Annotated in this window: 29 protein-coding genes; 8 read left to right on the top strand and 21 right to left on the bottom strand. The window is 52.0% G+C overall.

Going from position 1 to position 25,223, the window contains the following annotated elements; genetic code table 11:
- Positions 1-58: 58 nt before the first annotated feature.
- From ACYVH9_RS03175 to ruvX, 5 genes are all read right to left on the bottom strand, one after another.
- Positions 59-1,276: a pyridoxal phosphate-dependent aminotransferase gene (locus ACYVH9_RS03175; RefSeq protein WP_460634843.1), complete on the bottom strand. Its 1,218-nt coding sequence runs from the start codon at positions 1,274-1,276 to the stop codon at positions 59-61.
- Positions 1,277-1,411: 135 nt separating this feature from the next.
- Entirely contained in the window at positions 1,412-2,185 is a 774-nt protein-coding gene (locus ACYVH9_RS03170; RefSeq protein ID WP_460634842.1) for an amidohydrolase, read from the bottom strand.
- Between the two features lie 45 nt (positions 2,186-2,230).
- Positions 2,231-2,800 carry a peptide deformylase gene (gene def, locus ACYVH9_RS03165; RefSeq protein WP_460634841.1) on the bottom strand — a complete coding sequence of 190 codons (570 nt, stop codon included), beginning with the start codon at positions 2,798-2,800 and terminating at the stop codon, positions 2,231-2,233.
- A gap of 9 nt (positions 2,801-2,809) precedes the next feature.
- Positions 2,810-3,382 carry a peptide deformylase gene (gene def / locus ACYVH9_RS03160; RefSeq protein ID WP_460634840.1) on the bottom strand — a complete coding sequence of 191 codons (573 nt, stop codon included), beginning with the start codon at positions 3,380-3,382 and terminating at the stop codon, positions 2,810-2,812.
- On the bottom strand, positions 3,382-3,795 hold the full coding sequence (gene ruvX / locus ACYVH9_RS03155) for a Holliday junction resolvase RuvX (RefSeq protein WP_460634839.1): 414 nt from the start codon (positions 3,793-3,795) through the stop codon (positions 3,382-3,384). The genes def (ACYVH9_RS03160) and ruvX overlap by 1 nt, the downstream gene beginning before the upstream one ends.
- Before the next feature lie 86 nt (positions 3,796-3,881).
- On the opposite strand from ruvX, the gene ACYVH9_RS03150 reads away from it, so the two are divergent.
- Positions 3,882-4,373 carry an NUDIX domain-containing protein gene (locus ACYVH9_RS03150; RefSeq protein ID WP_460634838.1) on the top strand — a complete coding sequence of 164 codons (492 nt, stop codon included), beginning with the start codon at positions 3,882-3,884 and terminating at the stop codon, positions 4,371-4,373.
- A 28-nt stretch (positions 4,374-4,401) separates the two neighbouring features.
- On the opposite strand, the gene ACYVH9_RS03145 is transcribed toward ACYVH9_RS03150, so the two are convergent.
- The 5 genes from ACYVH9_RS03145 to ACYVH9_RS03125 all read right to left on the bottom strand — a co-directional run bounded on the left by ACYVH9_RS03145 (position 4,402) and on the right by ACYVH9_RS03125 (position 6,649).
- Complete coding sequence (locus tag ACYVH9_RS03145) at positions 4,402-4,542, bottom strand: GxxExxY protein (protein WP_460634837.1); 141 nt, start codon at positions 4,540-4,542, stop codon at positions 4,402-4,404.
- Complete coding sequence (locus tag ACYVH9_RS03140; protein ID WP_460634836.1) at positions 4,508-4,618, bottom strand: GxxExxY protein; 111 nt, start codon at positions 4,616-4,618, stop codon at positions 4,508-4,510. The genes ACYVH9_RS03145 and ACYVH9_RS03140 overlap by 35 nt, the downstream gene beginning before the upstream one ends.
- Positions 4,619-4,740: 122 nt before the next feature.
- Positions 4,741-5,121, bottom strand: a complete 381-nt coding sequence (locus ACYVH9_RS03135) for a VOC family protein (protein ID WP_460634835.1) — start codon at positions 5,119-5,121, stop codon at positions 4,741-4,743.
- A gap of 14 nt (positions 5,122-5,135) precedes the next feature.
- Positions 5,136-5,591 carry a GyrI-like domain-containing protein gene (locus tag ACYVH9_RS03130; RefSeq protein WP_460634834.1) on the bottom strand — a complete coding sequence of 152 codons (456 nt, stop codon included), beginning with the start codon at positions 5,589-5,591 and terminating at the stop codon, positions 5,136-5,138.
- Between the two features lie 107 nt (positions 5,592-5,698).
- The gene (locus ACYVH9_RS03125; RefSeq protein WP_460634833.1) at positions 5,699-6,649 is read right to left on the bottom strand and encodes a helix-turn-helix transcriptional regulator; all 951 of its coding nucleotides are present in this window, start codon (positions 6,647-6,649) and stop codon (positions 5,699-5,701) included.
- 185 nt (positions 6,650-6,834) lie between these two features.
- Here ACYVH9_RS03125 and ACYVH9_RS03120 point away from each other — a divergent pair, with 185 nt between their 5' ends.
- Positions 6,835-8,016 carry a hypothetical protein gene (locus ACYVH9_RS03120; protein ID WP_460634832.1) on the top strand — a complete coding sequence of 394 codons (1,182 nt, stop codon included), beginning with the start codon at positions 6,835-6,837 and terminating at the stop codon, positions 8,014-8,016.
- Positions 8,017-8,230: 214 nt separating this feature from the next.
- The gene (locus ACYVH9_RS03115) at positions 8,231-9,679 is read left to right on the top strand and encodes a hypothetical protein (protein WP_460634831.1); all 1,449 of its coding nucleotides are present in this window, start codon (positions 8,231-8,233) and stop codon (positions 9,677-9,679) included.
- Between the two features lie 5 nt (positions 9,680-9,684).
- Here ACYVH9_RS03115 and ACYVH9_RS03110 read toward each other — a convergent pair whose 3' ends face one another.
- A complete protein-coding gene (locus ACYVH9_RS03110) occupies positions 9,685-10,728 on the bottom strand; it encodes an endo-1,4-beta-xylanase (RefSeq protein ID WP_460634830.1) in 1,044 nt (347 codons plus the stop codon).
- Between the two features lie 137 nt (positions 10,729-10,865).
- Here ACYVH9_RS03110 and ACYVH9_RS03105 point away from each other — a divergent pair, with 137 nt between their 5' ends.
- Both ACYVH9_RS03105 and ACYVH9_RS03100 read left to right on the top strand, forming a co-directional pair.
- A complete protein-coding gene (locus tag ACYVH9_RS03105) occupies positions 10,866-11,153 on the top strand; it encodes an ArsR/SmtB family transcription factor (RefSeq protein WP_460634829.1) in 288 nt (95 codons plus the stop codon).
- A gap of 76 nt (positions 11,154-11,229) precedes the next feature.
- On the top strand, positions 11,230-12,321 hold the full coding sequence (locus ACYVH9_RS03100) for an alkene reductase (protein ID WP_460634828.1): 1,092 nt from the start codon (positions 11,230-11,232) through the stop codon (positions 12,319-12,321).
- Between the two features lie 75 nt (positions 12,322-12,396).
- On the opposite strand, the gene ACYVH9_RS03095 is transcribed toward ACYVH9_RS03100, so the two are convergent.
- The 9 genes from ACYVH9_RS03095 to ACYVH9_RS03055 all read right to left on the bottom strand — a co-directional run bounded on the left by ACYVH9_RS03095 (position 12,397) and on the right by ACYVH9_RS03055 (position 22,593).
- Positions 12,397-13,638, bottom strand: a complete 1,242-nt coding sequence (locus tag ACYVH9_RS03095; protein WP_460634827.1) for a glucuronyl esterase domain-containing protein — start codon at positions 13,636-13,638, stop codon at positions 12,397-12,399.
- A gap of 189 nt (positions 13,639-13,827) precedes the next feature.
- Positions 13,828-14,097 (bottom strand): hypothetical protein, encoded by a 270-nt coding sequence (locus ACYVH9_RS03090; RefSeq protein ID WP_460634826.1) that lies wholly within the window; start codon positions 14,095-14,097, stop codon positions 13,828-13,830.
- Positions 14,098-14,166: 69 nt separating this feature from the next.
- Positions 14,167-14,676, bottom strand: a complete 510-nt coding sequence (locus tag ACYVH9_RS03085; protein ID WP_460634825.1) for a hypothetical protein — start codon at positions 14,674-14,676, stop codon at positions 14,167-14,169.
- 116 nt (positions 14,677-14,792) lie between these two features.
- A complete protein-coding gene (locus tag ACYVH9_RS03080) occupies positions 14,793-16,175 on the bottom strand; it encodes a hypothetical protein (RefSeq protein WP_460634824.1) in 1,383 nt (460 codons plus the stop codon).
- Positions 16,162-16,713: an RNA polymerase sigma factor gene (locus ACYVH9_RS03075; protein ID WP_460634823.1), complete on the bottom strand. Its 552-nt coding sequence runs from the start codon at positions 16,711-16,713 to the stop codon at positions 16,162-16,164. The genes ACYVH9_RS03080 and ACYVH9_RS03075 overlap by 14 nt, the downstream gene beginning before the upstream one ends.
- A gap of 75 nt (positions 16,714-16,788) precedes the next feature.
- The gene (locus ACYVH9_RS03070; RefSeq protein WP_460634822.1) at positions 16,789-18,051 is read right to left on the bottom strand and encodes an Ig-like domain-containing protein; all 1,263 of its coding nucleotides are present in this window, start codon (positions 18,049-18,051) and stop codon (positions 16,789-16,791) included.
- A 70-nt stretch (positions 18,052-18,121) separates the two neighbouring features.
- A complete protein-coding gene (locus ACYVH9_RS03065) occupies positions 18,122-20,023 on the bottom strand; it encodes a YgiQ family radical SAM protein (protein ID WP_460634821.1) in 1,902 nt (633 codons plus the stop codon).
- Between the two features lie 156 nt (positions 20,024-20,179).
- Positions 20,180-21,895, bottom strand: coding sequence for a GMC oxidoreductase (locus tag ACYVH9_RS03060; RefSeq protein WP_460634820.1), 1,716 nt, complete (start codon positions 21,893-21,895; stop codon positions 20,180-20,182).
- A 107-nt stretch (positions 21,896-22,002) separates the two neighbouring features.
- Positions 22,003-22,593: a gluconate 2-dehydrogenase subunit 3 family protein gene (locus ACYVH9_RS03055; protein ID WP_460634819.1), complete on the bottom strand. Its 591-nt coding sequence runs from the start codon at positions 22,591-22,593 to the stop codon at positions 22,003-22,005.
- A 379-nt stretch (positions 22,594-22,972) separates the two neighbouring features.
- On the opposite strand from ACYVH9_RS03055, the gene ACYVH9_RS03050 reads away from it, so the two are divergent.
- From ACYVH9_RS03050 to ACYVH9_RS03040, 3 genes are read left to right on the top strand one after another with little or no spacing between them, the layout of a single operon-like run.
- Positions 22,973-23,623, top strand: a complete 651-nt coding sequence (locus ACYVH9_RS03050) for an RNA polymerase sigma factor (protein ID WP_460634818.1) — start codon at positions 22,973-22,975, stop codon at positions 23,621-23,623.
- A gap of 17 nt (positions 23,624-23,640) precedes the next feature.
- Entirely contained in the window at positions 23,641-23,952 is a 312-nt protein-coding gene (locus tag ACYVH9_RS03045; RefSeq protein ID WP_460634817.1) for a hypothetical protein, read from the top strand.
- A gap of 46 nt (positions 23,953-23,998) precedes the next feature.
- Complete coding sequence (locus ACYVH9_RS03040; RefSeq protein ID WP_460634816.1) at positions 23,999-24,436, top strand: hypothetical protein; 438 nt, start codon at positions 23,999-24,001, stop codon at positions 24,434-24,436.
- Between the two features lie 125 nt (positions 24,437-24,561).
- Here ACYVH9_RS03040 and ACYVH9_RS03035 read toward each other — a convergent pair whose 3' ends face one another.
- Complete coding sequence (locus tag ACYVH9_RS03035; protein ID WP_460634815.1) at positions 24,562-25,131, bottom strand: hypothetical protein; 570 nt, start codon at positions 25,129-25,131, stop codon at positions 24,562-24,564.
- Between the last annotated feature and the right edge of the window lie 92 nt (positions 25,132-25,223).

Below are 25,223 nucleotides of genomic sequence, written 5' to 3'. Positions count from 1 at the left end.
ACAGAATGTCACGAAGTGGTTGGGCTTTGTCTTTATTCGCTTGTCTTACTTCTAACTTCTATTTCAGCGTTGCCACCGCGTCTTTGATCCGTTGCACAGCTTCGGTCAGGGCTTCATCCGAAGCCGCGGTGGAGATCCGCAAACCATAGGGCGCGCCGAATCCCGAACCAGCTACTGTAGCGACATAGGCGGTATTCAGCAACCAGGCCGCAAAATCATCGGAATCTTTAATGGTAGTGGTTCCGTCTGATTTGCCGTAGTAATAGCTCACATCCGGGAACGCGTAAAAAGCGCCTTCCGGTACATTCACCTTGAAACCAGGGATTTCTTTCAGCAGCTTTACCACCAGATCCCGGCGACGTTCGTAGGCCTGAGCCATTTCTTTCGTTGTTTCCTGCGGACCGTTCAGGGCGGCAATGGTAGCCCGTTGCGCAATGGAATTGGTGCCGGACGTTACCTGGCCCTGCAATTTTTCCACGCCGTCGGCAATCCATTTGGCGGCTCCGATATAGCCGATCCGCCAGCCGGTCATCGCATATCCCTTGGCAACCCCGTTGACGGTAATAACGCGGTCTTTGATTGCCGGAATTGACCCGATGCTGAAATGGCCTTTGGGCGTAAAGTTGATGTGTTCGTAGATTTCGTCGGCCAGGACAAAAACGTTCTCGTGCCGGGCAATCACGTCGCCAATGGCCCGCAGTTCTTCCTCGCTGTACACCGAGCCCGTCGGGTTGTTCGGCGAGGCATACATCACCACTTTTGTGCGATCGGTGATGGCCGCTTCCAGCTGGTCGGCTGTTACTTTAAAGTCATTATCGAAGGCCCCGTCGAGGACAACCGACTTTCCTTCGGCCAGCTTCACCATTTCGGAGTAGCTCACCCAGTACGGCGCCAGAATGATTACCTCGTCGCCGGGGTTCACCAGCACCTGAATCACGTTGGCCAGAGAGTGCTTGGCCCCCGTTGAAACCACGATGTTCTCCGGCTTCCAGTCGATGTTGTTCTCCCGTTTAAACTTATCTGCAATGGCTTTCCGCAGATCGGGGTAACCCGCTACGGGCGAATAACCGTGGTAGCCTTCGTCGATGGCTTGCTTGGCGGCTTCGCAAATGTGTTTCGGCGTTTTGAAATCAGGCTCGCCGACGCTGAGACTGATTACTTTGTGGCCTTGAGCGGCCAGTTCGCGGGCTTTTTTGGTCATCGCCAGCGTTGACGATTCCTCCAGCGCGATGATGCGGTCTGCCAATAAACTGGCAGTTTCTACCGATGCAGACATGAGATATGAGGTGATTAATTCAGTAACCGGGCTTTAACCCGACCGCAAAATTACTAACTATCTAACGATAAGTATGTATTATTTCAATTTTTATACTTATCGGGGTCCAAACTGCATACATTGAGAACAGAACCGCTATCCGGTTATCTGAAACTGATCGGCATCACGATTGGCAGGAAACCGTTCCCGGTACGCCCGCAGGTCGTCGAGTGATAAGGTGGTCTGAAAAACCGTTTCGATCTGGTTTTGCCGAAAGAGCACCTCGCCCTTCGGATCAATCAGGCAGGAATCGCCCGCGTAAGGATGCCCGTTGCCGTCTTCGCCCACCCGATTGACGCCCGCAACGTAAGCCAGATTTTCGATGGCGCGGGCCTGCAACAGGGCGTTCCAGGCCAGGGCGCGGGGCGCGGGCCAGTTGGCAACATAAATCAGCAGGTCATAGTCCAGCCCGACGTTACGACTCCAAACCGGAAAACGCAGGTCGTAGCAGATCAGCGGGCAGATATTCCAGCCTTTCCAGGATTTCACAATTCGCTTATCGCCACCGGTATAGGTCCGTTCTTCACCCGCCATCCGGAACAAATGCCGTTTGTCGTAGGCATCGAACGAACCGTCGGGTTGCATCCAGATCAGCCGGTTGTAATACTGGCCCTTCTCCTGCACAATGTAACTACCCGTTACCACCGCGTTGGTGTGGGCGGCCATTTGCTTCATCCAGCGAAACGTCGTCAGGTTCATTGGTTCGGCCAGCGCGCGGGCGTTCATCGTAAACCCCGTCGTAAACATTTCCGGCAGGATGATCAGATCAGTTGGCTCGGGCAGAGAAAAGATTTTTTCCTCGAGCATAGCGCGGTTTGCCGTTGGGTTCTCCCAGTAAAGTTCCGTTTGGATGAGGGTAAGGTGGAGCATACGATACAAAGAAAAAGGAGAGGTTTTTTGGCTCTCTCCCTCTTTTTATGATTTTACAAATGTCATCTTGTAAGTTACGCTAACATGGCCCTTGACAATATCGGCCAGTTTTTTTTTCAGGAGCTGGCGTTTCAGGGGCGGCAGGTAATCGGTAAACAGTTTGCCTTCCAGATGATCGTATTCGTGCTGGATAACGGAAGCCGCCCGATCCTGGTATTCGTCAATGTGTTCGTTCCAGTCGGTGTCAAAATACCGGATCTTAACACAAACGGGTCGAAAAATGCGGGCTGTAAAACCGGGCATACTCAGGCAGCCTTCTTCGAAAAGGCCTTCATCTTCATCCGTTTCCAGCAACTCGGGGTTGATAAATACTTTTCCGGTGGGCTCGGTCACAACCTCCTCGTCGTCATCCTCGTCCAATAGCGCCCGCGCATCGACCACAAAAAGCCGGACGGCCTGGCCAATCTGCGGAGCCGCCAGCCCCGCGCCCGGAATGGCAAACAGGGTTTCGAGCATGTCGGCACTCAGCTGCTTAACATCCAGCTCCTCTTTCTTGATGTCTTCGGCCCGCTTGCGCAGAATCGGATCACCGTAAGCCACAATCGGGTAAATCATCGCCCTTTTTTATTTGGGAAACTTCATTTTGTAATCCGCCTTCACATTTCCTTTCGTGATGTCAGCCAGTTTTTTCTTGATCAGCTGGCGTTTCAGGGGCGGCAGGTAATCGGTAAACAGTTTGCCTTCCAGATGGTCGTATTCGTGCTGGATGATTCGGGCGGCCATGCCGTCGTATTCTTCCAGGTGCTCGTTCCAGTCAGTATCGAAATACTGAATTTTAACGATTTCGGGCCGGAACACTTCACCCCGGATTTGCGGAATACTCAGACAACCTTCTTCAAAACCCCATTCGTCACCGTCTTCTTCCACAATCTCAGGATTAATGAAAACCTTCTTGAAACCGTCCAGACTCGGGTCTTTATCCTCTTCCGGTTCGTCTTCGTTGAGTGCCGTACCATCCACTACAAACATCCGGATGCTCTTGCCAACCTGCGGAGCGGCCAGCCCAATGCCCGAAGCATTGTACATCGTCTCGAAGAGGTCTTCACTGAATTTTTTCACATCGATGCTTCCTTTCTCGATGTCCTGCGCCCGTTTTCGCAAAACGGAGTCGCCGTAAGCCACTATTGGGAGTATCATTATCGTCTGGATTCCATAAAAGATTGCAAAATAATCACGGCACTTACCTTGTCGATGTTGCCCTTTTCGCGACGGTCTTTCTTTTTCGTTCCGCCCGCAATCATGGCCTGCAACGCCATCACCGACGTAAACCGCTCATCGTGCCAATGCACCGGAATGGCCGGAAATGCGGTTTTCAGCTTTTCAACAAATGCTCTGACTCGGGGCGTGTTATCGGTATCGGTTCCGTCCAGACGCGTGGGCAATCCCACCACAAACGCTTCAACGGGTTCGCCGGCAGCATACCGTTTTAGGTAGTCCAACAACTGGTGGGTTGGAACGGTTTCCAGCGCCGTTGCGATCAGTTGCAAAGGGTCGGTGACGGCCAAACCCGTCCGTTTGGTTCCGTAGTCGATAGCCAGTAATCTCGGCAAAGTAACATTTGCTAAATGAGTTGCAAATATACGGAAATCCGAACGGGGCTGTTTATATTCACCCGAATATCCTTGATGGCTCGCCAATGACCAAAATGACTTTTTGCCCCCAATGCGCCAGTTTGCTGACGCCCGGCGTTGCGGGAGGCCGCGAGCGGCTGATCTGTTCGGCGGCTTGTGGCTATATCTTCTGGAACAATCCGCTCCCCGTAGTGGGCGCTATTGTCGAGTACGAAAACGATACAGTTGTGCTGATTCAGAACCGGGGCTGGCCCGCCGAATGGTTTGGACTGATTACGGGTTTTCTGGAACCGGGCGAAGAGCCCGATCAGGCGGTTTTGCGGGAAATCAGGGAGGAAGTTGGCCTGGAGGCCGAGATTGTCGAGCGGCTCGGCATATACACGTTCTACCAGCGCAACGAAGTCATCATTACCTACCACGTCCGGGCATGGGGCACCATTCATATCGACGAGGAAGAACTCCAGGCGCATAAGCTCGTTCCGATCAGGGAGCTAAAACCGTGGCCGTTCGGAACGGGACCAGCGGTGCGGGACTGGTTGAAAAAAAGAAAGTCTTGAACGGGGATTACCCAGATTTAAGGATTAACTAAGAGGCTGCCGCAATTTTCCTGTTGATTAATCGGCGAAACTCCAAACTTTTCGAACCGAAGTTAATTAGCAACCCAAGTTGAAGCCGGTATGCTTCGAGGTAATTAATGGCCTGGGTAAATGACTTCCTGAAAGCCATGACCTAACTGTCGATGAATTTCCATCGCGCTGCCAATAATCCGACCTGTCAAGTCTTTACTTTGAAAAAGATTCACTTTTCTAAAAAATATTTTTCTTTAGAAGTCGAACGAAGCATTTTGTCACGACAAGTTCAACAAATCATTTAAAATCCGATCCCAGTTAATCCTTAAATCTGTGTAATCCCTGTTCAAGACATTCAAGCGTCCGGCGCGGCATACGTCACAATATCGATCCCGATCCCATTCGGGTCAACGATGGCAAAGTGGCGATCACCCCAGGGTTCGTCACGAATCTCAATTTCGATCGGTACGTTCAGCGACCGGATGCGCTCGTATTCCGCGTCCACATCGTCTACTTCAATCGTCAGGTACATGCCTTCCCCCGCAAACGGTTTTTGAAAAATAGGCCGCTGCGACGGGTGGTTGGGCAGCAGAAAACTCAGCTCAGCCTGCTGATTGGGTGTGTGTAGCAATACGTAAAAATCGTTCTCGAATGTAATCCCGCAGTTTAGCACGGTTTGGTAAAAGGCCTTGGTTTCGGCCAGTTTGTGGGTAATAACGCCTGCGTTCAGTTTCATAAGTGGGCTGGTGTTTAAAGGATTTGCACCTGAATTTCAGTCACATTATTTGCTGGATTTTCAAAGTCTATATTGGTGTAGACTTCCCGGCTCAACGCGCCCTGCTGGTACCCTTCCTGCAACAATTGGGCCCGCAGGGCTGGATAAACAGTCACTAGTTCGTCCCAGGGCCCCGGATGTTCCGCCGAAATGCAAGAAAAGGCTTCAAACCGCTTAACTACCAGGCTGTCACCCGGTTGCCCCTGGATCGTTTGGATCGGCAATAAAATATCCAGCGTAAAAACGGTTTCTGGCCGGCCATCTACTCCTTCGTATTGCCAAATGATCGGTCCGGTGATCTCGAGATCAAGCCGGGCAGCCTCCTGGTATAATCTTCGTGCCACCGTCCGCACAAACGAATTTAATTCAGGCAGCGTAGTGCGGGTCGAAAAGGCCAGTGCGGTGACGGATGGAGCATGTTTGATTTGCATCGCGAAAAGATGTTGGTTTGATGCTCCAAAGTAACTGCCCGGCTGTGACAACGGTGTGTCAGTAGGGTTCAGTGTGAACGGGGATTATGCAGCTTAAAACGGTCCGATCACAACAACTGGAGGTAATGCTCCTGCACTTCCTGCGCCAGCTCCCGCATGGTCTCCTGGAGTGATGCGGGGCTTTCGACCCGAACCTGGTTGCCAAACATCATCAACCAATGGCCTAATCCACGGGTGTACTGCGTCATGAATTTCATTCGGACTCCGCCGTCAACTTTTTCTTCCGATACATAACCGTAGCTGTATTTCATCTCCTGCAGGTGCCGAACCATGTTTTGGGTAAAGAAAATGACTACTTCTTCCAGGTTCTGATTCTGCTGAATCTGCTCCAGATAGGCAGGAAGAGAAAGCAGGTTCTGGCTGGAATACGTGTGTCCGGTATGGTCCAATTTCCGGATGCGGTCGACCCGAAAATCACGGTAATCCTGCCGCAATCGGCAAAAAGCAATCAGGTGCCAACCCGCACCGTAATGGTACAACCCCACCGGCTCAACCAGTCGGAGCGTCGTCTCTTCTTTATACGCCGACCGGTAATCCAGCTGCAAAACCTGTCGCATCCCAATCGCCCGCTGAATATCCGCCAGTAACATATCCGAAAAAGGGGGCGTTGTGGGGCGTTTCTGCACGTGGACGCGCGGTTCCAGATCGTCAAGGTGATCCTGGTCCGTCCGTTTCAGCACGGATTTGATCTTGTACAAGGCGGAGTCAAACTCCGTACGGATTGACTCATCAGCGAATTTTTCAATCACTTTAGCGCCAAATAACAAAGCCGCAGCTTCCTCGCGGGTCAGCATGACCGGCGGCAGGTGGTAATCCTCCAGAAAATAGCCAATTCCGGCTTCTGCTCCAATGGGCACGCCTGCTTCTTCCAGCGACCGGATGTCGCGGTAAATCGTCCGTAGGCTGGTTCCAAACCGTTTGGCCAGCTCCTGCGCCTTCACAACGCGCTTGGTCTGGAGGTGAATCAGAATGGCGGTCAGGCGGTCGATGCGGTTCATAGCATTGATGAGTTTTTACAAAAATAAGGGTCCCGATTTTCTGGACTTACCCCTTTGGCGGGTTTTGGCAAAAGTTTTTTTTCAACGGCCGATGGGGGTATTCTGCAACACGGTGGTCATAGAAGCAAATAGATTCCCCTGATTGATCAAGTTTGATACGACAGTAAACACAATTCTAACTAAACATGAAAAAGCTATTTTTATCAGCCTCGCTTCTTTTTTGTTCCGTCTTAAGCGCGTTTTCGCAGGATATGGACTCGCTCCGCCACGAACTGAGCAAAGCCCGGCAGAACCGTTACTCCCAACGCCCCGTCCAGATTGGAATCATTCCTCCGTTAAGCACCAACGGCATCAGCAACTCGGTTATAAGCAACCGGTTTTCCCTGAATCTTTTCGGCGGTTACGCAGCGGCACTGGACGGGGTCGAGTTCAGTGGCTGGTTTAGTCTCGAAAAAGATTACGTGAAAGGAGCGCAGTTTTCGGGTATCCTGAACGGGGTCGGAAACGAAGTGGATGGCGCGCAGTTTGCCGGAATCACCAACATCGTTGGTGGGCCGCTCTACGGTGCCCAATTTTCCGGCATTACCAATGTTGTTGCCCAGCATGTGAAAGGTGTTCAGGCCGCTGGTATTGCTAATGTAACTGGCGGAGACGTGAAAGGATTTCAGGCCGCTGGTATTGTCAATGTAACCGGCGGAGACGTGAAAGGAGCGCAGATTAGCGGGATTGCGAACATCGCCGAATCGGTCGACGGGGTGCAGATTGCAGGCATTGCCAACGTGGCCAAACGGGTGAAAGGGACACAGATCGGTTTGATCAACATCGCCGAAACCGTCGACGGTGCCCAGATTGGTTTGATCAGCTTATCCAAAAACGGGTATCACCGGTTCGAAGCCTGGGCTGGTGATGCGCTCCACGCCAACATTGCTTACAAAATGGGTGGCAATCGCAAGTTTTATAACATTTTCACGGTCGGAGCCGCCTGGCCCAAACCCGATCAGAACCGCTGGAGCAACCTCCGCTGGGGATACGGTTACGGGATCGGCACCAACCATTTCATCGGTAGAAGCAACCAGATTAGCGTCGAATTGCTTTCGTACCAGATCCTGGAAAACGGCAATTATTGGGATGAACTCAACATGCTGAACCAGGCCCGGGTGAGCTTTATCTTCCCGTTGCACAACCGCCTGGCGCTCACCGTCACGCCTACCTTCAATGTGCAGGTAACAAAGTTTGAAACGGGCGAAGGCGTAGGTACGGAATGGGTTAAGTGGCAGGTTTACGACCAGACATTCGCCCGCCGATGGAGCGACGACCAGGTGCGCGTTCGGATGTGGCCAGGCCTGAATGTCGGTATTCAATTTTAATACTGTTGTAGCAAACCAGACCCATCAGTAAGTAGGGTTAAATTCGATTGGTTGAAAGCCTGGGGCTTTCAACCAATTTTATTTTTACAGCGTTCTTATTACCAATTGGCCCGAATTTTGAATCTGATAATTAATACCAATTAACCTGACAATCTTATAATAAACCATATAAAATTGTCTAAAAACAATACCACTACGAACCAGTATCCACGTTATGAAAGCACTTCTGCCGGTTATTTTTGTCATCCTGCTTTGGGGTTGTCAAACTGCACCGCTCGAACCCGAACATCCTGACCCCGACCCCAACCCACCCTCGCCATCTGTTGGAACGGTAGTACCCGGCTCGGGCGACAAACCCGCTATTTTAGAAGCGGAAGTTGAGGGCATTGGAAAAGCTACAATCGACGGGCAGACGATCCGGATAAAAATTCCGGCGGGTTACACCAAAAATACCATTCGGCTGGATTACAAAGTTACGGAAGGCGTCAAAGTGGTTATTCCAGCTTCGGGTTCGCAGCTGCCCATCCGCGATACGCCTTCCCGAACCATCTGCATTCAGCAGGACCAATCCGGCAATTGCACGTTGCCCTACCAACTCATCATTGAGGCACCAAGCCCGATAACGGTTTCGGTTGATCCGGCCACCATGCGAATGGAATTGACCGAGTTTTACCAACCCTATGAATTTCTTTTCAACCTAAGCAACCTGAAAACCGCTACGGCCGTCACCCGCACGTTCCAGGTCCGGCTGGTCAACAAAGCCACCGGCTACAGCTATACCGGCGATAATTACATCGCTTTCGATCGGGCAGATCAGCTTGTGATTCTTAACGAATTGAACGGCCCGCCCGTACCCAACGACATCAAACTGCGCCTGACCGGCACCCTGCCCCTGGGTATAAAAGCCGGTGAATATACCGTTACGCTACAGGTGCAGTCCTGCTATGCGCCCAGCTCCAGCGGTGCCTGCTCCTCATTTGGCAATGAATACCTGGAGCTGCCCATTCCGCTGGTTATCAAAGCGGGGAGTCCGATTGTAGGATTCATCAATTCATCACCGACCGCCAACCGCGAATTGCGGATCACCGGGCGTAACTTTACGCCCTCAAAAACCGTCACCGTCCGGTTAACCAACGATTTTGTCCCGGCTACGGTGACCCGGGCAACCGTTCAGAGCGATACGCTGGCGAAGGTTTCGCTTCCGGCCAGTCTGTCGGCGGGGCAATACCACCTGGAAGTAGCGCCGGATGGCGGAAAAGCCTACCGGGTCCTGTTTGCCATTCCGTCCGAAAAATCCAGTGCTTCCTTTGCGTATGTTGCTCCGCAGGGACAATACGCGGCCAACATGAACTGGTTGCCGACATTACCGATTCTCAAGCGGGGGGCGGCCCTGGAAATGCGGTACATATTCACGACGGGCAATCTGTCGCCTTCGTCTCTGGCACGACGAACCGTTAAATTCGTCCGGCTGACCGATACCACTAACCGCTCCTACGACCTGGCAGCGGGCGGTTCCTTCGCTCCGTTCGTTGCGGCTCCCGAATTCATTATGTGGAAATGGACGATTCCGACCACGATACCCACCGGAGACTATACCCTGACGTTTGAAGATTTCGACGGAACTGTATCGCTGCCGTATTACAAAAAAATACGGCTGGAATAACTCGTTTATTTTAAGCCATCCAGAATACCGTCGTAAGCCGGTTTTCGGGCGTATTGCCGATCGAACGGCAGCGGGAAGTCCGTACACTTGCAGAAATTCGGTATCCAGCTATCGTCATCACCAACGTTCCAGGTTGTAATACCGTACTGCTGCGCTTTCGGAACCACGGTTTTGTAGAGTTTGACTATCGCGGTGAATTTTTGCTTCTGTTGCTGCCAGAGGGCATCGGTTGGTACAAAACCCGGCTGTTTGTCGGGATTAATCCGAACATCCAGTTCTGAAATATGCACCAGAAGTCCGGTAGCAGCGGTTTTTCGCAGGGCGTTCTCAATCTGCCCATCCGGGTGTTTGATGTTCGTGTGCATCTGTAGCCCGATCCCATCGATCGGAATCCGGCGTTTTTTAAAATCTGCCGCCAGTTTAACGATGGCCGCCAGTTTTTGTGGACTACTTTCCTGGCCGTAATCGTTGTAGAACAACTTGATATCCGGGTCGGCTTCGCGGGCGTACCGGAAACAGCGGGCGATATAGTCCGGCCCGAGTTTTTCCAGCCAGATACTTTTTCGCAACGTACCATCGTCCTCGAAAGCTTCATTGACCACATCCCAGGCCGCAATCTGGTCTTTATAGTGCCGAACAACCGCGTAAATATGCGTTTTGATCAGTTGCTGCCAGGCCGTCGAATCGCCTTGGAACTCCCGCACCCACTTAGGAACGGCCTGATGCCAAAGTAGCGCATGGCCATGCATCCGTTGCCCGTTTTGCCGGGCAAACAGCATTAGCGCGTCTCCACCCGACCAGTCATACCGGTTCGGTTCCGGATGAACATGGTGCATTTTCAAATGGTTTTCGGAGGTAATGCCACTGAATTCGTTCTGAGCAATCCGGCGGTAGGCTGGATTCTTTTTCAACAGATTCGGATTAAGAGCTGCCCCAATGGGAAAAGGAGCTGCGGTTTTCAGGGAGGTAGACGTAGAAGAAACCGTTTGAGCCTGTAAAATCTGACTGGTGATCAGGAGTAGGAAAAAATGGCGCAGAAGCCGATGCATACGTGAACTAGCTAATTCGTAATTACTTATCCCGTTTTGCTGGAATAATTGAAGAAAGTTACTCAATTTTACAATACCGTGAACGGAGTCAGGCGGCACGATGTAGTATATGTACGAATCATTGATGAACAAACCGTATGGAGTCACACCCGCATTCAGACTGCAAATTTATTGAAAAAGCTTCCGGTGCCATTGCTGACAAATACCGGTTGAAAATTTTAGTGGCCCTTTCCGAAAAAGGAACGTTGAACAATTCGGATATTCAGGAAATGACCGGATTGTCGCAACCCTGCGTTTCGCATCACGTCAAGACTCTGGTTGACAGCGGACTAGTAACCTCCAACAAAGAAGGCCGTACCCAGAACTTAAGTTTAAATAAAGAAGGATTGAAAGACCTGTCCAGTTTCCTGAATAAGCTCACGTAAAAAAATTTCCCCTAAAACATCCAAACTTTTAAATGTATCGATGTGTTATCCCGCCGAACCAAAACATCAACCGTCAATGAATTCATTACTGCATGCCCCAACGCAACTCGGCTCGCTAACATTAACCAATCATATTGCAATGGCTCCGATGACGCGAAGCCGGGCTTTTGACAACCTTCCGAACGATCTGATTGCGACTTATTACGGCCAGCGGGCATCGGCCGGTCTGATTATTACCGAAGGCGTTGCTCCCTCACCCAACGGCTTGGGCTACGCCCGGATTCCGGGTCTTTTCAGCGCCGAACAGATAGCTGGCTGGAAAACCGTTACACGGGCTATTCACGAAAAAGGCGGACGCGTTTTCGCCCAGCTGATGCACACCGGGCGCATTGGGCACCCCCTGAATTTACCGGTTGGTGCTGAAGTGGTGGCTCCGTCGGCCCTGCCAGCGAACGGCTCTCTATGGACCGATCAGGGAGGGATGAAAGACAATGCAACACCCCGCGAATTGACAACCGAAGAAGTAAAACAGACCATTCAAGAATTCGTTCAGGCGGCCAAAAACGCCGTAGAAGCCGGTTTTGACGGCATTGAATTGCACGGAGCCAATGGTTACCTGATCGAGCAGTTTTTGAATCCAAATAGTAACCAGCGCAGCGACGCATACGGCGGCAGTGTTGAAAACCGTTCCCGCTTTGCGCTAGAAACCGCCGAGCAGGTTGCGCAGGCAATTGGCAAAGAACGGGTCGGCATTCGGCTATCACCCTACAATGCGTTCAACGATATGGGGGCTTACCCAGAAGTCGTCGAAACCTACACCTACTTGGCCGAAAAGTTGAACAACATCGGCATTGTGTACATTCACCTGGTCGATACGGCAGCTCCGAATGGCACCGAAACAACCCGCCCTCTGATCAAAACCATCCGGGAGAAGTTCAGTAACACCCTGATTCTAAATAATAAATATAGCGCCGAACGGGCGGAAGAAGATTTACAAAGTGGCCTGGCTGATCTGATTGCGTTTGGCAGCCCCTTTATTGCCAACCCCGACCTGGTGGAACGGCTACGCACGGGAACCGAGTTGGCCCAGCTTGACGCAGCAACGCTTTATGCCGGTGGTGAGAAAGGCTTCATTGATTACCCGGCTCTGGCTGAAGTTCCGGCTTGATCCTGGATTGACCAAAGAGACGAGACAAGAGAAGTAAGATACGGGCACTTTACGCTCCTGCCTTACTTCTCCCGTTTACTTTACCTGCTTGTTGGCAAAATCAATAAACTGCTCCCAGTCATACCGCTTGACGTCGTGTTCGCCCGCACGGATGTGGTAACGAACGGTTTCTCCTACGGGGTTGTGAATAGAGGGCCATGTATCGGTGCCGATTCCCTTTTTACCGTATAAATGATACACCGGATCGGTTTGCCGGGCACTGAGAAATTCACCTTTCGGATCAGCCCAATGATCATCCTGAGCACTGGCCACATAGAGCGGGCGGGGAGCAATCAGAGCCAGCAGTTCGTGCTGATCAAACGGCATCGCTGCGGGCCGGTTGTTGTACGCGCGGTAGTTAAGGCAAAACCAGTACGGAAATGTCGTGTTAAGTCGCTGAACGGTTTCGCCAAATTCGCGCTTCGACAGAGCCGCTCCACCCTCTCCCGAGTCATTTGAAATCACGGCGGCAAAGCGTTGATCCTGCGCACCCGCCCACAACGAAGCTTTTCCCTGGCGAGAATGCCCGATGGCAATGGCTCGTTTTGCATCCACCAGATCGTCTGTTTCCAAATAATCCAGCATCCGGCTCATGCCCCACGCCCAAACTCCGATAGCCTGCCAGCCGTCGCCTTTCTGATCAGTGGGCGGATCAAGTACCGAGCGAATGCCCGTTTTCCACCCTTCCGCATGATCCCGCTCCAGGTCGCCGTAATACGCCGTAGCAACACTATAGCCTTTTGAAATAATGAGTTCAAGAGGCCAGCGCGACTGCTGTAGGCCCCGGGCAGCCTCCGTTGCCCGGTTATTGACCACTTTTCCGTCTGGGCGATTGGGTAGCCAGTTGGTTGAAAGCGCAATGCCGGGATCCATACTTACGCTATGGTTGCCCATGTAATTCAGGCCGACAAAAACCGCTGGTTTTTTAGCTCCTTGTTTTTGCCTGGGAATATACAGCAAAATGTTCAGCGGGGGCAAATCGGGATATTGGGTCCAGATGACGGCGATCTGTTTGCGAATCGCCGTACCGTTCAATGCCGACGAGTCCACCGATTTGAGGTCATACCGAGTAGCCAGCCGTCGGTTGGGAGTCTGACCGTACACTTCACGGGCAAACAAGTTCAGTAACTCCGTACGACGCTCGGTTTCCCACTGCCGAACGGTTTTTACGCGCTTTCCTGACGATGTCACGAGCGGGTCCGGCAACGTATATGCGGGGACTTTGCTCTCTTCGTAATTAAATCCGGGTGTTTGGGCGGAGATAATCCTGACACCCAAGCAAAGTAGGAATAAGGCAACGGTTTTAACCAAATACATCTGCATAATAATATACCGGCCCTGGAGCACCGGTACGGTATAAAGACGTACTGACCGTTCTTTTACCAGCGTAGCGGGTTAAATTTATTCAAAAATTCCGCTAAGCAGGTTAAAATAACTAACCACAACGACCAATCACCCCCTTACCAATTAATGCCGAACGGTATCAACTTTAACCGCGCCACCACGACGGAGCGAATCCGAGCGAAATTGTTTCGGGTCCCCCGTGGGTCGACGATCATCAATCTGTCCCCGACGCATCCGATCACCCTGCCGGAGACGATTTGTATCGTTTCGGGTTGTATCCTGTAAAACAGTCTGCGGTGACGCTGCTCTAGGCGTCGTTGCCGACGATGGCGTTAGGACGGTCATTCCGAAAACCGTTATTCCAATCAGGCTGCTAACTAGTATCTTTTTCATAGCTGTAGAAAGTAAAAAAGCAGATACCGTTGGATATCTGCTTTTTGTGAAACACATAACTATAACTTATTAGTTATTGCGCAATGTATCCCGTTGCATGCTGGAGTTGTTCCGATTCCGGTTTTTCCGGTTCTTCCGATCATTCCGCATGTTATCGTTGGTGTTTGCACCCGGCGTGTTCAGCGTCGAATTCTGCATTGAATCGGTCTGGTTGGATGTCGGATCCGTCGAACGACGTTCACGGTTCATCTGGCCTTGCTGATCCTGTGGGCGATCCTGCGTTTGCGGGAGCGTAGTTGTGCCGGTTGTCGATGGCTGCTGCGTTGACTGCGGCATTTGTGACTGTGGCATCTGCGACTGTGGATTAGCCGTAGAGCCAGTCGGCGACTGCGTACCCAGCGTGGTCTGTCCTTGCGGGTAAGAAGTGGTACCTGAGTTACCCGTTGTCGGCTGCGTGGCCGAAGGAGTTGTCGTTTGCGTTTGCGGGTTTACCGTAGTTCCTGTTCCCGCGGGGTTCTGTGCTTTCGCATTGAGGGCAACCGCCAGTAACAGAGCCCCCATCATCACTATCTTTTTCATCGTTGAGTTTGTTTTATGATGGTTGTTTTTGTCAAACCAATACAAAACAAACACGACGGTTTATAAAGTTGTTCAAGAAAATTTTTAATTTTTGAGGCAGCGGGACAGGCCGGTTTTCAAATTTCGGGCTGCCAACGTACTCCAACCGTCAGTCCATAGCTATACGGTCGGACGCTGAAAATCCGGGAATAATCCTGCATTACGCGCAAATTATACACAATTCCGGGTTCAACCTGTAGTCTCAGATTTGTTGTCAGCCGACGTTCAATTCCGTAAGAAGCCTGTAAAAAAGGTTGCCATTTTTGTTGCGATTTTCCATCAATTAAATATCCCGCACTTCCGCCAGCGACCAGATAATGCCGCACGCCAGCCGCCCCCGGACTGAGTTGCCAGCGACCTTCGGCACTCAGCGCCACGTACCGCCAGACGGTTCTGACCTGCCGTTCCTGGGATTGATACAGCGGAGTTAGTTTAATCGTCCGGGGGTCAACCCACTCCACCTTCGCGGAGTCGGACCGCAACGCCCGGGCGGTATACGTGAATTGCTGCTGCAACTGCTGATACACGAGGCCAACCCGAAAGCCAAGCACGCGATTGATGTCCCACTCGGCTCCGGCCTGCACCCGCCAGCCTGTTCGGGCCGAAAGATCGGTTGCCGGACGGATTTTCTCCATCACAATATCGTCTTGCCGCATGGGCGTCAACTCCCGGAAAGTGTACAAAGGCATCACGCTGGTCCGGAAAACAGGCCGGGAAGCGTAGCGCGCGGGTTCAATGGCTGCGGCCCGTCTAGTAGATGCTGCCGAAACAGGAGGAACGGCGGGCAGGCTCCCGGTGAGGAACAAGCGACGGTGTTGTCGGCTGGCAATGGGTTCGAACAGTAATTCGGATCTATCCAGACCGGATCTATCCAGACCGGATCTATCCAGACCGATTATGGGGTGGGTGGCTCGCTCGCCCACCTCGTAGCCAGGCATTTCGTTTTCCAACTCTGAAGTAACTATCTCTACCTTCTCGCCCTCCACATACCGCATAATCATTTGACCGGCAGGTACTTGGACCAGCTTGGGCGGTTGCTGACTCAGCGGTGTGCCCAAAGTCACAATCCGCTGGTCGGGTGCAATCTGGGGTGAAGCCGCCCGTAGCTGGCTGCGGTTATCCGCCGGTGTGTTTTCCTCCGGTGTTGCGCGGATAACGGTTTTTTCGAAAACTGTTGTGGGAGCTGTTTGTGCGGTTTTTCCGGACGAGTTACCCGATATCGGTTTGACGGCATGTTTTAAATCCCAGTAAGAACTGATGCGAACGGCAATGATAGCCATCAACCCCAACAAGGCCAGGCTCCAGCCATACGGATGCCCCAAACCTCCTCCCGGCTTTTTGACCGCTGGCGGTTGAGCTCCTTCCAAAATACGTTCCAGTGCATTATCCTCTGGTTCTGACTCGTAGTTTTCCAACCGCTGTCGGAAGAGTCGTTCCCACTCGTCATCAGTAGTTGCCATAGCTGACAATTCCCATTTTTTTCAATTTCTGCTTTAGCACTTCCTTCGCCCGGGCCAGTTGTGATTTTGACGTTCCCTCCGAAATGTTCATCATGCGGGCAATTTCCAGGTGACTGTAGCCATCAATCACATACAGGTTAAAAACCATCCGGTATCCGTCGGCCAGCCCCTGCACCAGGATGAGTAATTCTTCGGTGGAAATCCGCGACAACATGTCTGTGTGTTCGGTGTTACTGGCTTCCCAGGCTTCTTCGTAGTCGGTTTCGGATTGTTCGTGCTGGTGTTTGTGATACCAGTTGATCGCCGTATTGACAATCACCCGCTTCATCCAGTGCAGCAGTCGTTCGGGTTGTTCTACGGTATGAATCTGTTGAAAAATGCGAATGAATCCCTCCTGAAACATGTCTTCTGCTTCCTGGCGCGAACGGGCGTAACGACGGCAAAGTGCCATCATCCGGCTTTTGTGACGTTCGTACAAAACCGTTTGAGCCCGCGAATCCTGGCGCTGACATGCAAGCAACAATTCTATTTCTGACAAAGGAGATCCAACGTGCGTTAGTAATCTTACGAGTTACGATTTTTTCGTTGAGTGCACAAATTAACGAAATGGTTTTTATTTTATCGTAAGCTTTACCGTTGCCGACGAGCGATTGTTTTTCACATCGGTCAGTTCATACGTAAACTGCAAAGTTCCCGTAAAATCGAAAGGTGGTCGGTACACAATAACCCCGTTGGCCTGCACCTGCAAATCCGCGCCAGTCGGATTTTCGGCAATCACCATTTGTTTCAAAGGGGCGCAAATCTGATCATTACCAAGGGCATAGATGTAAATAGTGCGCTTTTTGGGGTCTGTTGGCAAAGCCGCCGACGCGATCTGCCCGTTATCATCCTGAGCCATTAACTTACAGTTTGCTCCCGGGTCTGTTACCGAAATGCGGGCCGTAGCCTCAAGGCAGGTTCCGTCGTCACAACGCTGGTAAGTAAACTGATCGTCGCCTGTAAAACCGTTGGTTGGATAATACGTGATCACATTGTACCTGGACACCTTCGCAATACCGTTATCGGGTGCTTTGATAATGGTAACCGGCAAATCGAAACGGGATCGACAAAGCTGGTCGTTGGCCAAAACCGGAATGCGCAGGGAGTCGGTAATAAACCACTGTTTCCAGTATACGTCATCATCCCGCAAAACCAGTTTACAATCCTTGTAAGGATCGCCAACGCCAATCCGGACGGGCGCTAAAAACGTACGGTTTTTCTGCGGGAAAACCGCCTTAACTTTGTAAAAGAAGTAATCAAACCCGTTGAAACCCGCCGTGGGCGTGTACACAATTTTTCCATTTTCGACGGTCAGTTTGCCGTGTTCAGGCTGCTGCCCCACTTCCAGGCTCGCCAGGTCAACCGTGGCATCACAAAAGCGGTCATTTTTGAGCACATCCAGCGTAGCGGTCTGGTTTTCAGGGGTTCGGAACCAATCCGGAAGTGGTCCGGCGTTGCAGGGAATCCGGCTGCTATCGGCCGCCATATTGATCCGGAAATTTCGGGTCAGCCGGGCTTCCTGACTGGCGCTCACCGAGAAGCCATCCTCGCCCACCACAAACGTTGACTGGGGGGTATAGATCAGCAGGCCACTCCCGCTAAAATTCGCATATCCGAGCCGGGGAGTCTGGGTAATGCGCAACGTTGTGACAGCACTCAGCCCGGATATGGATTTGAGGTCAATGGCCACCTGTTGATCAGGCAGGGTATAATACTCGATTTCTTCGGTATCAATGGGGGTCGGGCCGGGCTCGGCATCCTGCACAATTCGATCGCAGGCTACCGTGCTCAGCAGCAATACCGCAACTACCGTACTATAGATTCTGGTTTTAATCATATCCTTTCAAGCCCCCGCGCTGAAAGTTATGACAAGGCTGATAACGAAAGGGTTGCATACCAACGCGAAGTTACCGCTTCCCTTTTTTCCGACCTATCTGATTCCGGGAAAAAGTAGGTTTTCCAGTACTTTCTTTTTGGGATTTGCCCAACAATCGCTCGAGCAGATCCGGGCGATTGAGTTTATTCAACCGGTTCCTAATCCAGTCTTTGTACTCGGGTTTGTACCAGAAGAAATAACGGTTTTGGGCCTGTTTCTCCTCCCGGGTTTTGGCGGTTTTAACCGGCTTCAGGGTGTACGGATGAACGCCCGAGTAATAGATAACTTCGGCCACGGTCATGGGCGTCGGCGTAAAATCCTGCACCTGTTCGAGCTGAAAGCCCAGATCCTTTGTTTCGGCGGCCAGATTGGCCATATCCTGCTCTTCGCAGCCAGGGTGCGATGAAATGAAGTACGGAATCAGCGGTTGTTTAAGGTTGTGCTTTTCCTGAATCTGATCATACTTCTTCTTGAATTGCTTGAAGTACTTAAACGACGGTTTTCGCATGATCCGCAGCGTGTCGTCCGATGTATGTTCGGGGGCCACTTTCAGACGGCCCGAGACGTGACGCGTGGTCAGTTGCTCCAGGTATTCGTCGTGGTTACCGTCCTGGTTGTTCTTATTGAAATCATCAACCAACAGATCGTAACGCACTCCCGAGCCAACAAACGCTTTTTTGATCTTCGGATTCGCATCCACCTTGCGGTAAATTTCCGTCAACGGTTTGTGCGAAGTGTCCAGGTTCGAACAAATCACCGGGTGAATACAACTCGGGCTCTGGCAACGGGCGCAGATATCCTCATCCTTGCCTTTCATTTTGTACATGTTGGCCGACGGTCCGCCCAAATCCGAGATGTAGCCCTTGAACTCCGGGTGTTTCGTAATTTCGTCGACTTCTTTCAGCACGGATTTTTCGCTCCGCGACGCAATGAACTTACCCTGATGGGCCGAAATAGTACAGAAGCTACAGCCGCCAAAACAACCCCGGTGCATATTGACCGAAAATTTGATCATTTCGTACGCCGGAATCGGTCCCCGCTTTTTGTATTTCGGATGCGGCAGCCGCGTATACGGCAAATCAAACGATTTGTCGATTTCGGTTTCATCCATCGTTTTAAACGGCGGATTGATCACCAGCACCTGGTCGCCTACTTTCTGCGTAATTCGGTTGGCCTGCCATTTGTTCGACTCAACCTCAACGATTTTGAAATTGGCTGCGTATTTGATTTTGTCTTCCAGACAAACCTCGTGGCTTGCCAGTTCAACGGTATTCCAGTTGTTATAATCCCGCAGCTCGGTACTGGCTTCGTGCAGAAACGCCACCTGATTGATGTTGCGCATTGACGAAAACGGCACATTTTTCTGCACCAGTTTCAGAATCTCGCGCAACGGCTGCTCCCCCATCCCGTACACCAGCATATCGGCCTGGGCATCCACCAAAATAGACGGCATGAGCTTATCCTGCCAGTAGTCGTAATGCGTAACCCGGCGCAGCGAAGCCTCAATCCCGCCGAGCAATACCGGCACATCGGGATACAGCTGTTTCAGAATTTTGGTGTACACAATCGTCGCGTAGTCGGGCCGAAAACCCGCTTCTCCGCCGGGGGTGTAGGAATCGTTGGAGCGCAGGCGCTTGTTGGCCGTGTAGTGATTCACCATCGAATCCATACAACCCGCCGTCACACCAAAGAAATATTTCGGTTTTCCGAATTTTTTGAAATCGCGCAGATCGTCCTTCCAGTTAGGCTGGGCAATGATCGCGACCCGAAAGCCTTCACTTTCCATGATCCGGCCAATCACGGCGGTTCCGAAAGCCGGATGATCCACGTAAGCGTCCCCCGACACCAGCACAATATCCACTTCGTCCCAGCCTCTTTTTTCGACTTCTTTCATCGTCAGAGGCAACCAGTCGGTAAGGGGTCTTTCTAGCATGAGTTAAGTGACTTATTTCTGATAGAACACCGAAATTACGAAATAATTCACTTTAAAAAATGAAGAGTGATGAGTTGGGAGGGAAGAGTTGGCTGACGCGTCTTTAACTCTTCCCTCCCAACTCATCACTCTTCATTGCAAAAAACCGTTCCGGTTTTACAGGTTTTGCCGCTTCAGCTCCTGCACGGCGTAGTTGGCCGCGCGGGCGGTCATGGCCATGTAGGTCAGCGATGGGTTGACGCACGACGCCGACACCATAAAACCGCCATCGGTGTTGAATACGTTTTTGACCGCGTGTACCTGGTTGAATTTATTCAGCACCGACTGCTTGGGATCATTTCCCATCCGGATGGTACCCATCTCGTGAATACCCAGCCCGGGCCACGACCCGTTGTCGTTGATGTTGACATTTTTCAGACCAGCGGCTTCGAGCATCTCGGCGGCATCGTTGCCCATGTCTTTCCGCATGCGCTTCTCGTTGTCCTTGAATTCGGCATCGAAACGCAGCACCGGCAAACCGTAGGCATCTTTTTTCGATTTGTCGATCACCACTTTGTTTTCGAAATACGGCAGGCATTCGCCAAAACCGCCGAGGTTCATCGTCCACGGTCCGGGTTTGGTCATCTCGTCCTTGAAAGCCGCTCCGAAGCCCTCCGTGGCCGTACCACGGCCCCAGTTCATGCGGGCCGCTCCGCCCTGGTAACCGAAACCGCGCAGGTAATCGCGCTTTTCCTGCCCCGGCAGGTTGCGGTACCGCGGTACGTAAATACCGTTTGCCCGCCGACCGTAGTAGTACTTGTCTTCGAAGCCTTCGTACGTGCCGCTGGCTCCCACCCGGAAATGGTGGTCCATCACATAGTGGCCCAGCACCCCACTGTCGTTGCCCAACCCGTTCGGGAAACGGGTTGAGATGGAATTCATCAAAATATAGGTCGACGCCATTGATGAAGCGCACAAGAAGATGATCTTGGCGTTGAAAGTCAGTTCTTCCTTCGTCAGTTGATCAAGTACGCGCACGCCCGTCGCCTTTTTCTTGCCTTCGTCGTAAATAACCGACGTGACGATGGAATGCGGCCGCAACGTCAGCCGTTTGGTTTTCATGGCTGCTGGCAACGTGGCCGACTGCGTGCTGAAATAAGCACCAAACGGACAGCCCCGGCTACACAGGTTGCGGTACTGACACTGGGCGCGGCCCAAAGCGGTTTGCTGGGCCGTTGGTTTGGTGATGTGTGCCACCCGACCAATCGTGATTGACCGATTGAATTTTTTCGAAACGGCATCTTTGACGTGCTTTTCGAGGCAGTACATCTCCATAGGCGGCTGAAACTGGCCGTCGGGCAACTGCGCCAGCCCGTCGCGCGATCCACTAACACCGATGAATTTCTCCACGTAATCGTACCAGGGCGAAATATCCTTGTAGCGAATCGGCCAGTCGGCCCCAACGCCTTCCTTGAGGTTGGCTTCAAAGTCAAGATCCCCCAACCGGTAACTCTGCCGGCCCCACATCAGCGAACGACCGCCCGTGTGGTAGCCGCGCATCCAGTCAAAACGCTTGTCTTCCAGGTACGGGTTTTCTTTATCATTGACGAACAGATAACCAGTCGCTTCCGAAATCGTGTATCCCGTCCGGGCCTGTACGGCCTGTTCTTCGGCAATCTGGGAAGGCACCCGGCCCCGGTGCGGAAACTGCCAGGGGTCGGTCATCGCCGTTTTATAGCCTTCGATGTGTTTAATGTCTTCGCCCCGCTCAAGCATCAGAACCTTCAGCCCCTTTTCCGTTAGTTCTTTGGCGGCCCATCCCCCGCTGATCCCGGATCCGACCACGATGGCGTCGTAGGTCATTGCTTTTATACTATCTATGTTGAGATTCATGGTTATTTCAATAATAAAAGTGAGTAGTCGTGAGCGATAACCCGCGCCGGACGATCCTGATTGGTCCGCCGGAGGTAGTCATCACGCTTGGGAATTGGTAGTACACGCTAGGTAGCCCACGCTTTTTGCCCGGGTTTCAGATCAATACACCCCTGAAAACGCCCCGGCACCGCAATGTATTCCAGTGCCTGCGTAGCCCCAATCTCGGACGTAAAATAACCGTTCAGCGTCAGCGATTTCAGCGTATTAAAGAAGGGGGTATACCGTTGCTCGGCGGGCATCGAGGCCATGGCTTTGCGTTGCTCAGCGGCTTCAGCCTGTAGTTTCGTCAGGATGTCGATGCGCTGTTTTTCATCAAGTGCCACGAAGTTTTTGCTGTAAGCAGCCTGACTCAGTTCGTTCGTATGCGCCAGTCCGTCCAGAAACAATTTCTGGTCTTTTTGTGGATAGCAATCTTTCAGAATAATATCAATGATTTCATTGACCTTAGCGGCTTTGGCGCCGGGAGTGCTGGTTGTGGGAATAATGACTTCGGTCATTTCAGCCACCATCGCATCCTGGTCGGCCGTAAACAACAGAGGCTTCCCGCTAAAGGCCCGTTGAGTGGCCGATGCTTCGAGCGTATCCGCGAGTGCAGGCAGCGTCAGGGCGGTTCCCATCATAGCCGCAACCCGCATCAAGGCATCTCTTCTGTTCATGTTAATTCAGTAAAAAGATAAGTGAGATTCAAAAAACTAACGGAATAATCCATGACAAATATATACAATCGGATGGCTATTTGTACGGTCGCCAACCGGTTTCACCATAAATAATAAAAGCTAAAAATCGTTCTCGCCGTACGGATGGCTTTTGAACCGCAGAATCGCTTCAAAAGCCATCAGAAATGAATTTTTCTTTTTAGAGAAAAGCGATCGAAGCAAACCCTGCAAAACCGTCGTTCTTTCCCGGCTTCCAGTCGATACGCTCTTGCCCTCTTTTCCAGCCTCTCACGGGTCGATAGCGCCATTCATCCCTTTCTAGCGATTGTTTACACCGCCTGTACAATATCCGTTGTTCTCCATCCGACTTCCCTGGTATATGAGAAACGTTGCGCTGTCTACTTCCCTGAATCCGGACGAAACCGAGAACACCGGTTTCGCACCACGGCCCTCCGACGGGGCTGCCCGGATGGTTCAGCGCGAGCGTTCCCGGCTACTGGATTTCATCCGTCGACGGCTTCCGACGCGCGAGGATGCCGAAGACCTGCTCCAGGATGTGCTCATGGACTGGGCCGAGATTGACCGACGAACCCAACTGCCGACGCCCGCCGAACAATTGGTCCAGCCGATTGAACACCTGGCTGGCTGGCTCTTTGCGGTGGCCCGGCGGAAAATCATCGATTGGTACCGTAAAAAACGGACGGTTTCGCTGGACGACCAATACAGTGGTTATGCCGGCGACGAAGGCGAACCACTGCTGCTGACGGCGCTGCTACCCACCGACGAAATGACCGCCGACGAAGGGTTGATGCGTGAAGCAATCATGGAAGCGGTCATGGAAGCTGTTGCGGAATTGCCCGCTGAACAACGGGAGGTTTTTGTCCGGCACGAACTGGAGGGGCAGAGCTTCCGCGAAATGGCCGACGACACTGGCGTCCCAATCAACACGCTGTTGTCGCGCAAACGGTACGCGGTTTTGTACCTCCGGGAACGGCTGCGGGAAGTCTATGAAGAATGGATTACTAATTAACTAAGCATCAACTACAAATGGAAACCATCTGGATTTTAAAAGGACTCGGCTTTTTGGCCCTCGGCATTGCTCTTTTCATGCTGGCAACGCTGGTTGTCATGCGGCTCTGGAATTGGCTGGTACCCGCCATTTTTAACGGTCCGCGCATCCGGTTTGTACAGGCCTTGGGACTGCTGTTTTTAACCCGGCTGCTGGTGGGCGGATTCGGCGGGGGGCATAGCGGCCCCTGGCGCGGTCATCATGGCTTCGATCGCCATCACGCTACCGTTTGCCAGCCGTACGAAAAAACCGCGGAGCCCGCCAAAACTGCCCAACCACTGCCGCAGTAATACGCCGGATTCTCCACCACCTTATTTACTTATACATTAAACTATTATGAAAATATTCTGGATTAAACGCGGGCTGGGTATTCTGGCATTCGGTCTGCTCTTTGTCGGCCTTGCCGGTTTTGCCGTCATGAACCTCTGGAACTGGCTCATTCCGGCCCTATTCGCCGGACCAATCATCACATTTGGGCAGGCCCTGGGGTTGCTGCTGCTCAGCCGGATTCTGGTCGGATTCCGCGGGGGCTGGGGAGGGCGCGGCTGGGGACGATACGGCGGCCACCCTCAGCAGGCCTATTGGCGGGAGCAACTGTCGAACCGCTGGCAAAACATGACGCCCGAGGAACGCCAGCGATTCAAGCAGCAAATGAAGGAGCAATGGCGCAACGGATGCGCCCCGCGCGGATTTGGCTACGGTCGTCGCTGGGGACGGGAACCACAAGAGTCCCAACCCCATGATCCTTCCGAATCAGCTTCCTCCACACAGTAAGCACCACACCGGGCAATCAACAGAACGGGTTGGCGAAACAGTTTCGCCAACCCGTTCTGTTATAAAACCGCTTTTTGAGTGCTCAAATCCAAAACCGTCCGTTTACGACGTTTTCATCGTGCCTCTCATTGCAACGTTAAATCAAATTCCAGGTCCACATCATTGGACCCCGGCCCCGGCGTTCCGTCTTTTGAATTCAGCTGATGCCGTAGCTGCACGCGCAGTTTCCCGGCACCGGCTGCGTTTGTTTTCAAGGTCCCTTTCAAGCCAATGGGCAAGTTGTTGGCATCTTTATCACCGTAGGTATAGGTGGCCAGTGTAGCCGGATTGGGCGTATACACAAACAGGTGTTCGGCGCTTTTTTCGTTGATTTCCCGCGTAATGTCCTCGGCGGGTGTTTTGCTTTCATCCAGCAATTCCACCGACAGATCGTAGGTCTTGTTAGGCTTCAGCGTGATTTTATCAAACTTGGTGGGTGCCTGCCCGCCATCTCCATCTTTGTCCTGCCACGAAAAGGTCTGAATAGTGGTAGTTCCCTGCTCCGTAAATTTCAGGTTCACGGTCGTAATAAGTTCATTTTCGTCGGCGGGCTCGGGCTCATCCGCTTTATCATTACACCCCGACAACAGCGTCATCGACGCACCGAGCGTTAAGAGAAACAACCACCGACGGGTTTGTTTTTGCTTTATTTCCATACAATTCGATCTGGTTTGGCTGACGGTTTTCCGTTAAATTATTCACTAGCCGCGGTACAAAAGTATCTGATTGCAACAACGATGCAAAATAA

Source organism: Larkinella harenae (genome assembly GCF_054780515.1).
Note: the sequence above shows the minus strand (reverse complement) of the source record. Positions and strands in the feature narration are given on the sequence as shown.

Bases quoted from the DNA above. Each gene is read 5' to 3' on its own strand.
- ACYVH9_RS03085 (WP_460634825.1), bottom strand. From the start codon at position 14,676: ATGAAAAAGATAGTGATGATGGGGGCTCTGTTACTGGCGGTTGCCCTC.
- ACYVH9_RS03070 (WP_460634822.1), bottom strand. From the start codon at position 18,051: ATGATTAAAACCAGAATCTATAGTACGGTAGTTGCGGTATTGCTGCTG.
- ACYVH9_RS03055 (WP_460634819.1), bottom strand. From the start codon at position 22,593: ATGAACAGAAGAGATGCCTTGATGCGGGTTGCGGCTATGATGGGAACC.
- ACYVH9_RS03110 (WP_460634830.1), bottom strand. From the start codon at position 10,728: ATGCATCGGCTTCTGCGCCATTTTTTCCTACTCCTGATCACCAGTCAG.
- ACYVH9_RS03065 (WP_460634821.1), bottom strand. From the start codon at position 20,023: ATGCTAGAAAGACCCCTTACCGACTGGTTGCCTCTGACGATGAAAGAA.
- ACYVH9_RS03175 (WP_460634843.1), bottom strand. From the start codon at position 1,276: ATGTCTGCATCGGTAGAAACTGCCAGTTTATTGGCAGACCGCATCATC.
- ACYVH9_RS03170 (WP_460634842.1), bottom strand. From the start codon at position 2,185: ATGCTCCACCTTACCCTCATCCAAACGGAACTTTACTGGGAGAACCCA.
- ACYVH9_RS03060 (WP_460634820.1), bottom strand. From the start codon at position 21,895: ATGAATCTCAACATAGATAGTATAAAAGCAATGACCTACGACGCCATC.
- ACYVH9_RS03045 (WP_460634817.1), top strand. From the start codon at position 23,641: ATGGAAACCATCTGGATTTTAAAAGGACTCGGCTTTTTGGCCCTCGGC.
- def (WP_460634841.1), bottom strand. From the start codon at position 2,800: ATGATTTACCCGATTGTGGCTTACGGTGATCCGATTCTGCGCAAGCGG.
- ACYVH9_RS03150 (WP_460634838.1), top strand. From the start codon at position 3,882: ATGACCAAAATGACTTTTTGCCCCCAATGCGCCAGTTTGCTGACGCCC.
- ACYVH9_RS03035 (WP_460634815.1), bottom strand. From the start codon at position 25,131: ATGGAAATAAAGCAAAAACAAACCCGTCGGTGGTTGTTTCTCTTAACG.
- ACYVH9_RS03145 (WP_460634837.1), bottom strand. From the start codon at position 4,542: ATGGCTTTCAGGAAGTCATTTACCCAGGCCATTAATTACCTCGAAGCA.
- ACYVH9_RS03040 (WP_460634816.1), top strand. From the start codon at position 23,999: ATGAAAATATTCTGGATTAAACGCGGGCTGGGTATTCTGGCATTCGGT.
- ACYVH9_RS03090 (WP_460634826.1), bottom strand. From the start codon at position 14,097: ATGAAAAAGATACTAGTTAGCAGCCTGATTGGAATAACGGTTTTCGGA.
- ACYVH9_RS03115 (WP_460634831.1), top strand. From the start codon at position 8,231: ATGAAAGCACTTCTGCCGGTTATTTTTGTCATCCTGCTTTGGGGTTGT.
- ACYVH9_RS03100 (WP_460634828.1), top strand. From the start codon at position 11,230: ATGAATTCATTACTGCATGCCCCAACGCAACTCGGCTCGCTAACATTA.
- def (WP_460634840.1), bottom strand. From the start codon at position 3,382: ATGATACTCCCAATAGTGGCTTACGGCGACTCCGTTTTGCGAAAACGG.
- ACYVH9_RS03125 (WP_460634833.1), bottom strand. From the start codon at position 6,649: ATGAACCGCATCGACCGCCTGACCGCCATTCTGATTCACCTCCAGACC.
- ACYVH9_RS03130 (WP_460634834.1), bottom strand. From the start codon at position 5,591: ATGCAAATCAAACATGCTCCATCCGTCACCGCACTGGCCTTTTCGACC.
- ACYVH9_RS03105 (WP_460634829.1), top strand. From the start codon at position 10,866: ATGGAGTCACACCCGCATTCAGACTGCAAATTTATTGAAAAAGCTTCC.
- ACYVH9_RS03050 (WP_460634818.1), top strand. From the start codon at position 22,973: ATGAGAAACGTTGCGCTGTCTACTTCCCTGAATCCGGACGAAACCGAG.
- ACYVH9_RS03080 (WP_460634824.1), bottom strand. From the start codon at position 16,175: ATGGCAACTACTGATGACGAGTGGGAACGACTCTTCCGACAGCGGTTG.
- ACYVH9_RS03135 (WP_460634835.1), bottom strand. From the start codon at position 5,121: ATGAAACTGAACGCAGGCGTTATTACCCACAAACTGGCCGAAACCAAG.
- ACYVH9_RS03120 (WP_460634832.1), top strand. From the start codon at position 6,835: ATGAAAAAGCTATTTTTATCAGCCTCGCTTCTTTTTTGTTCCGTCTTA.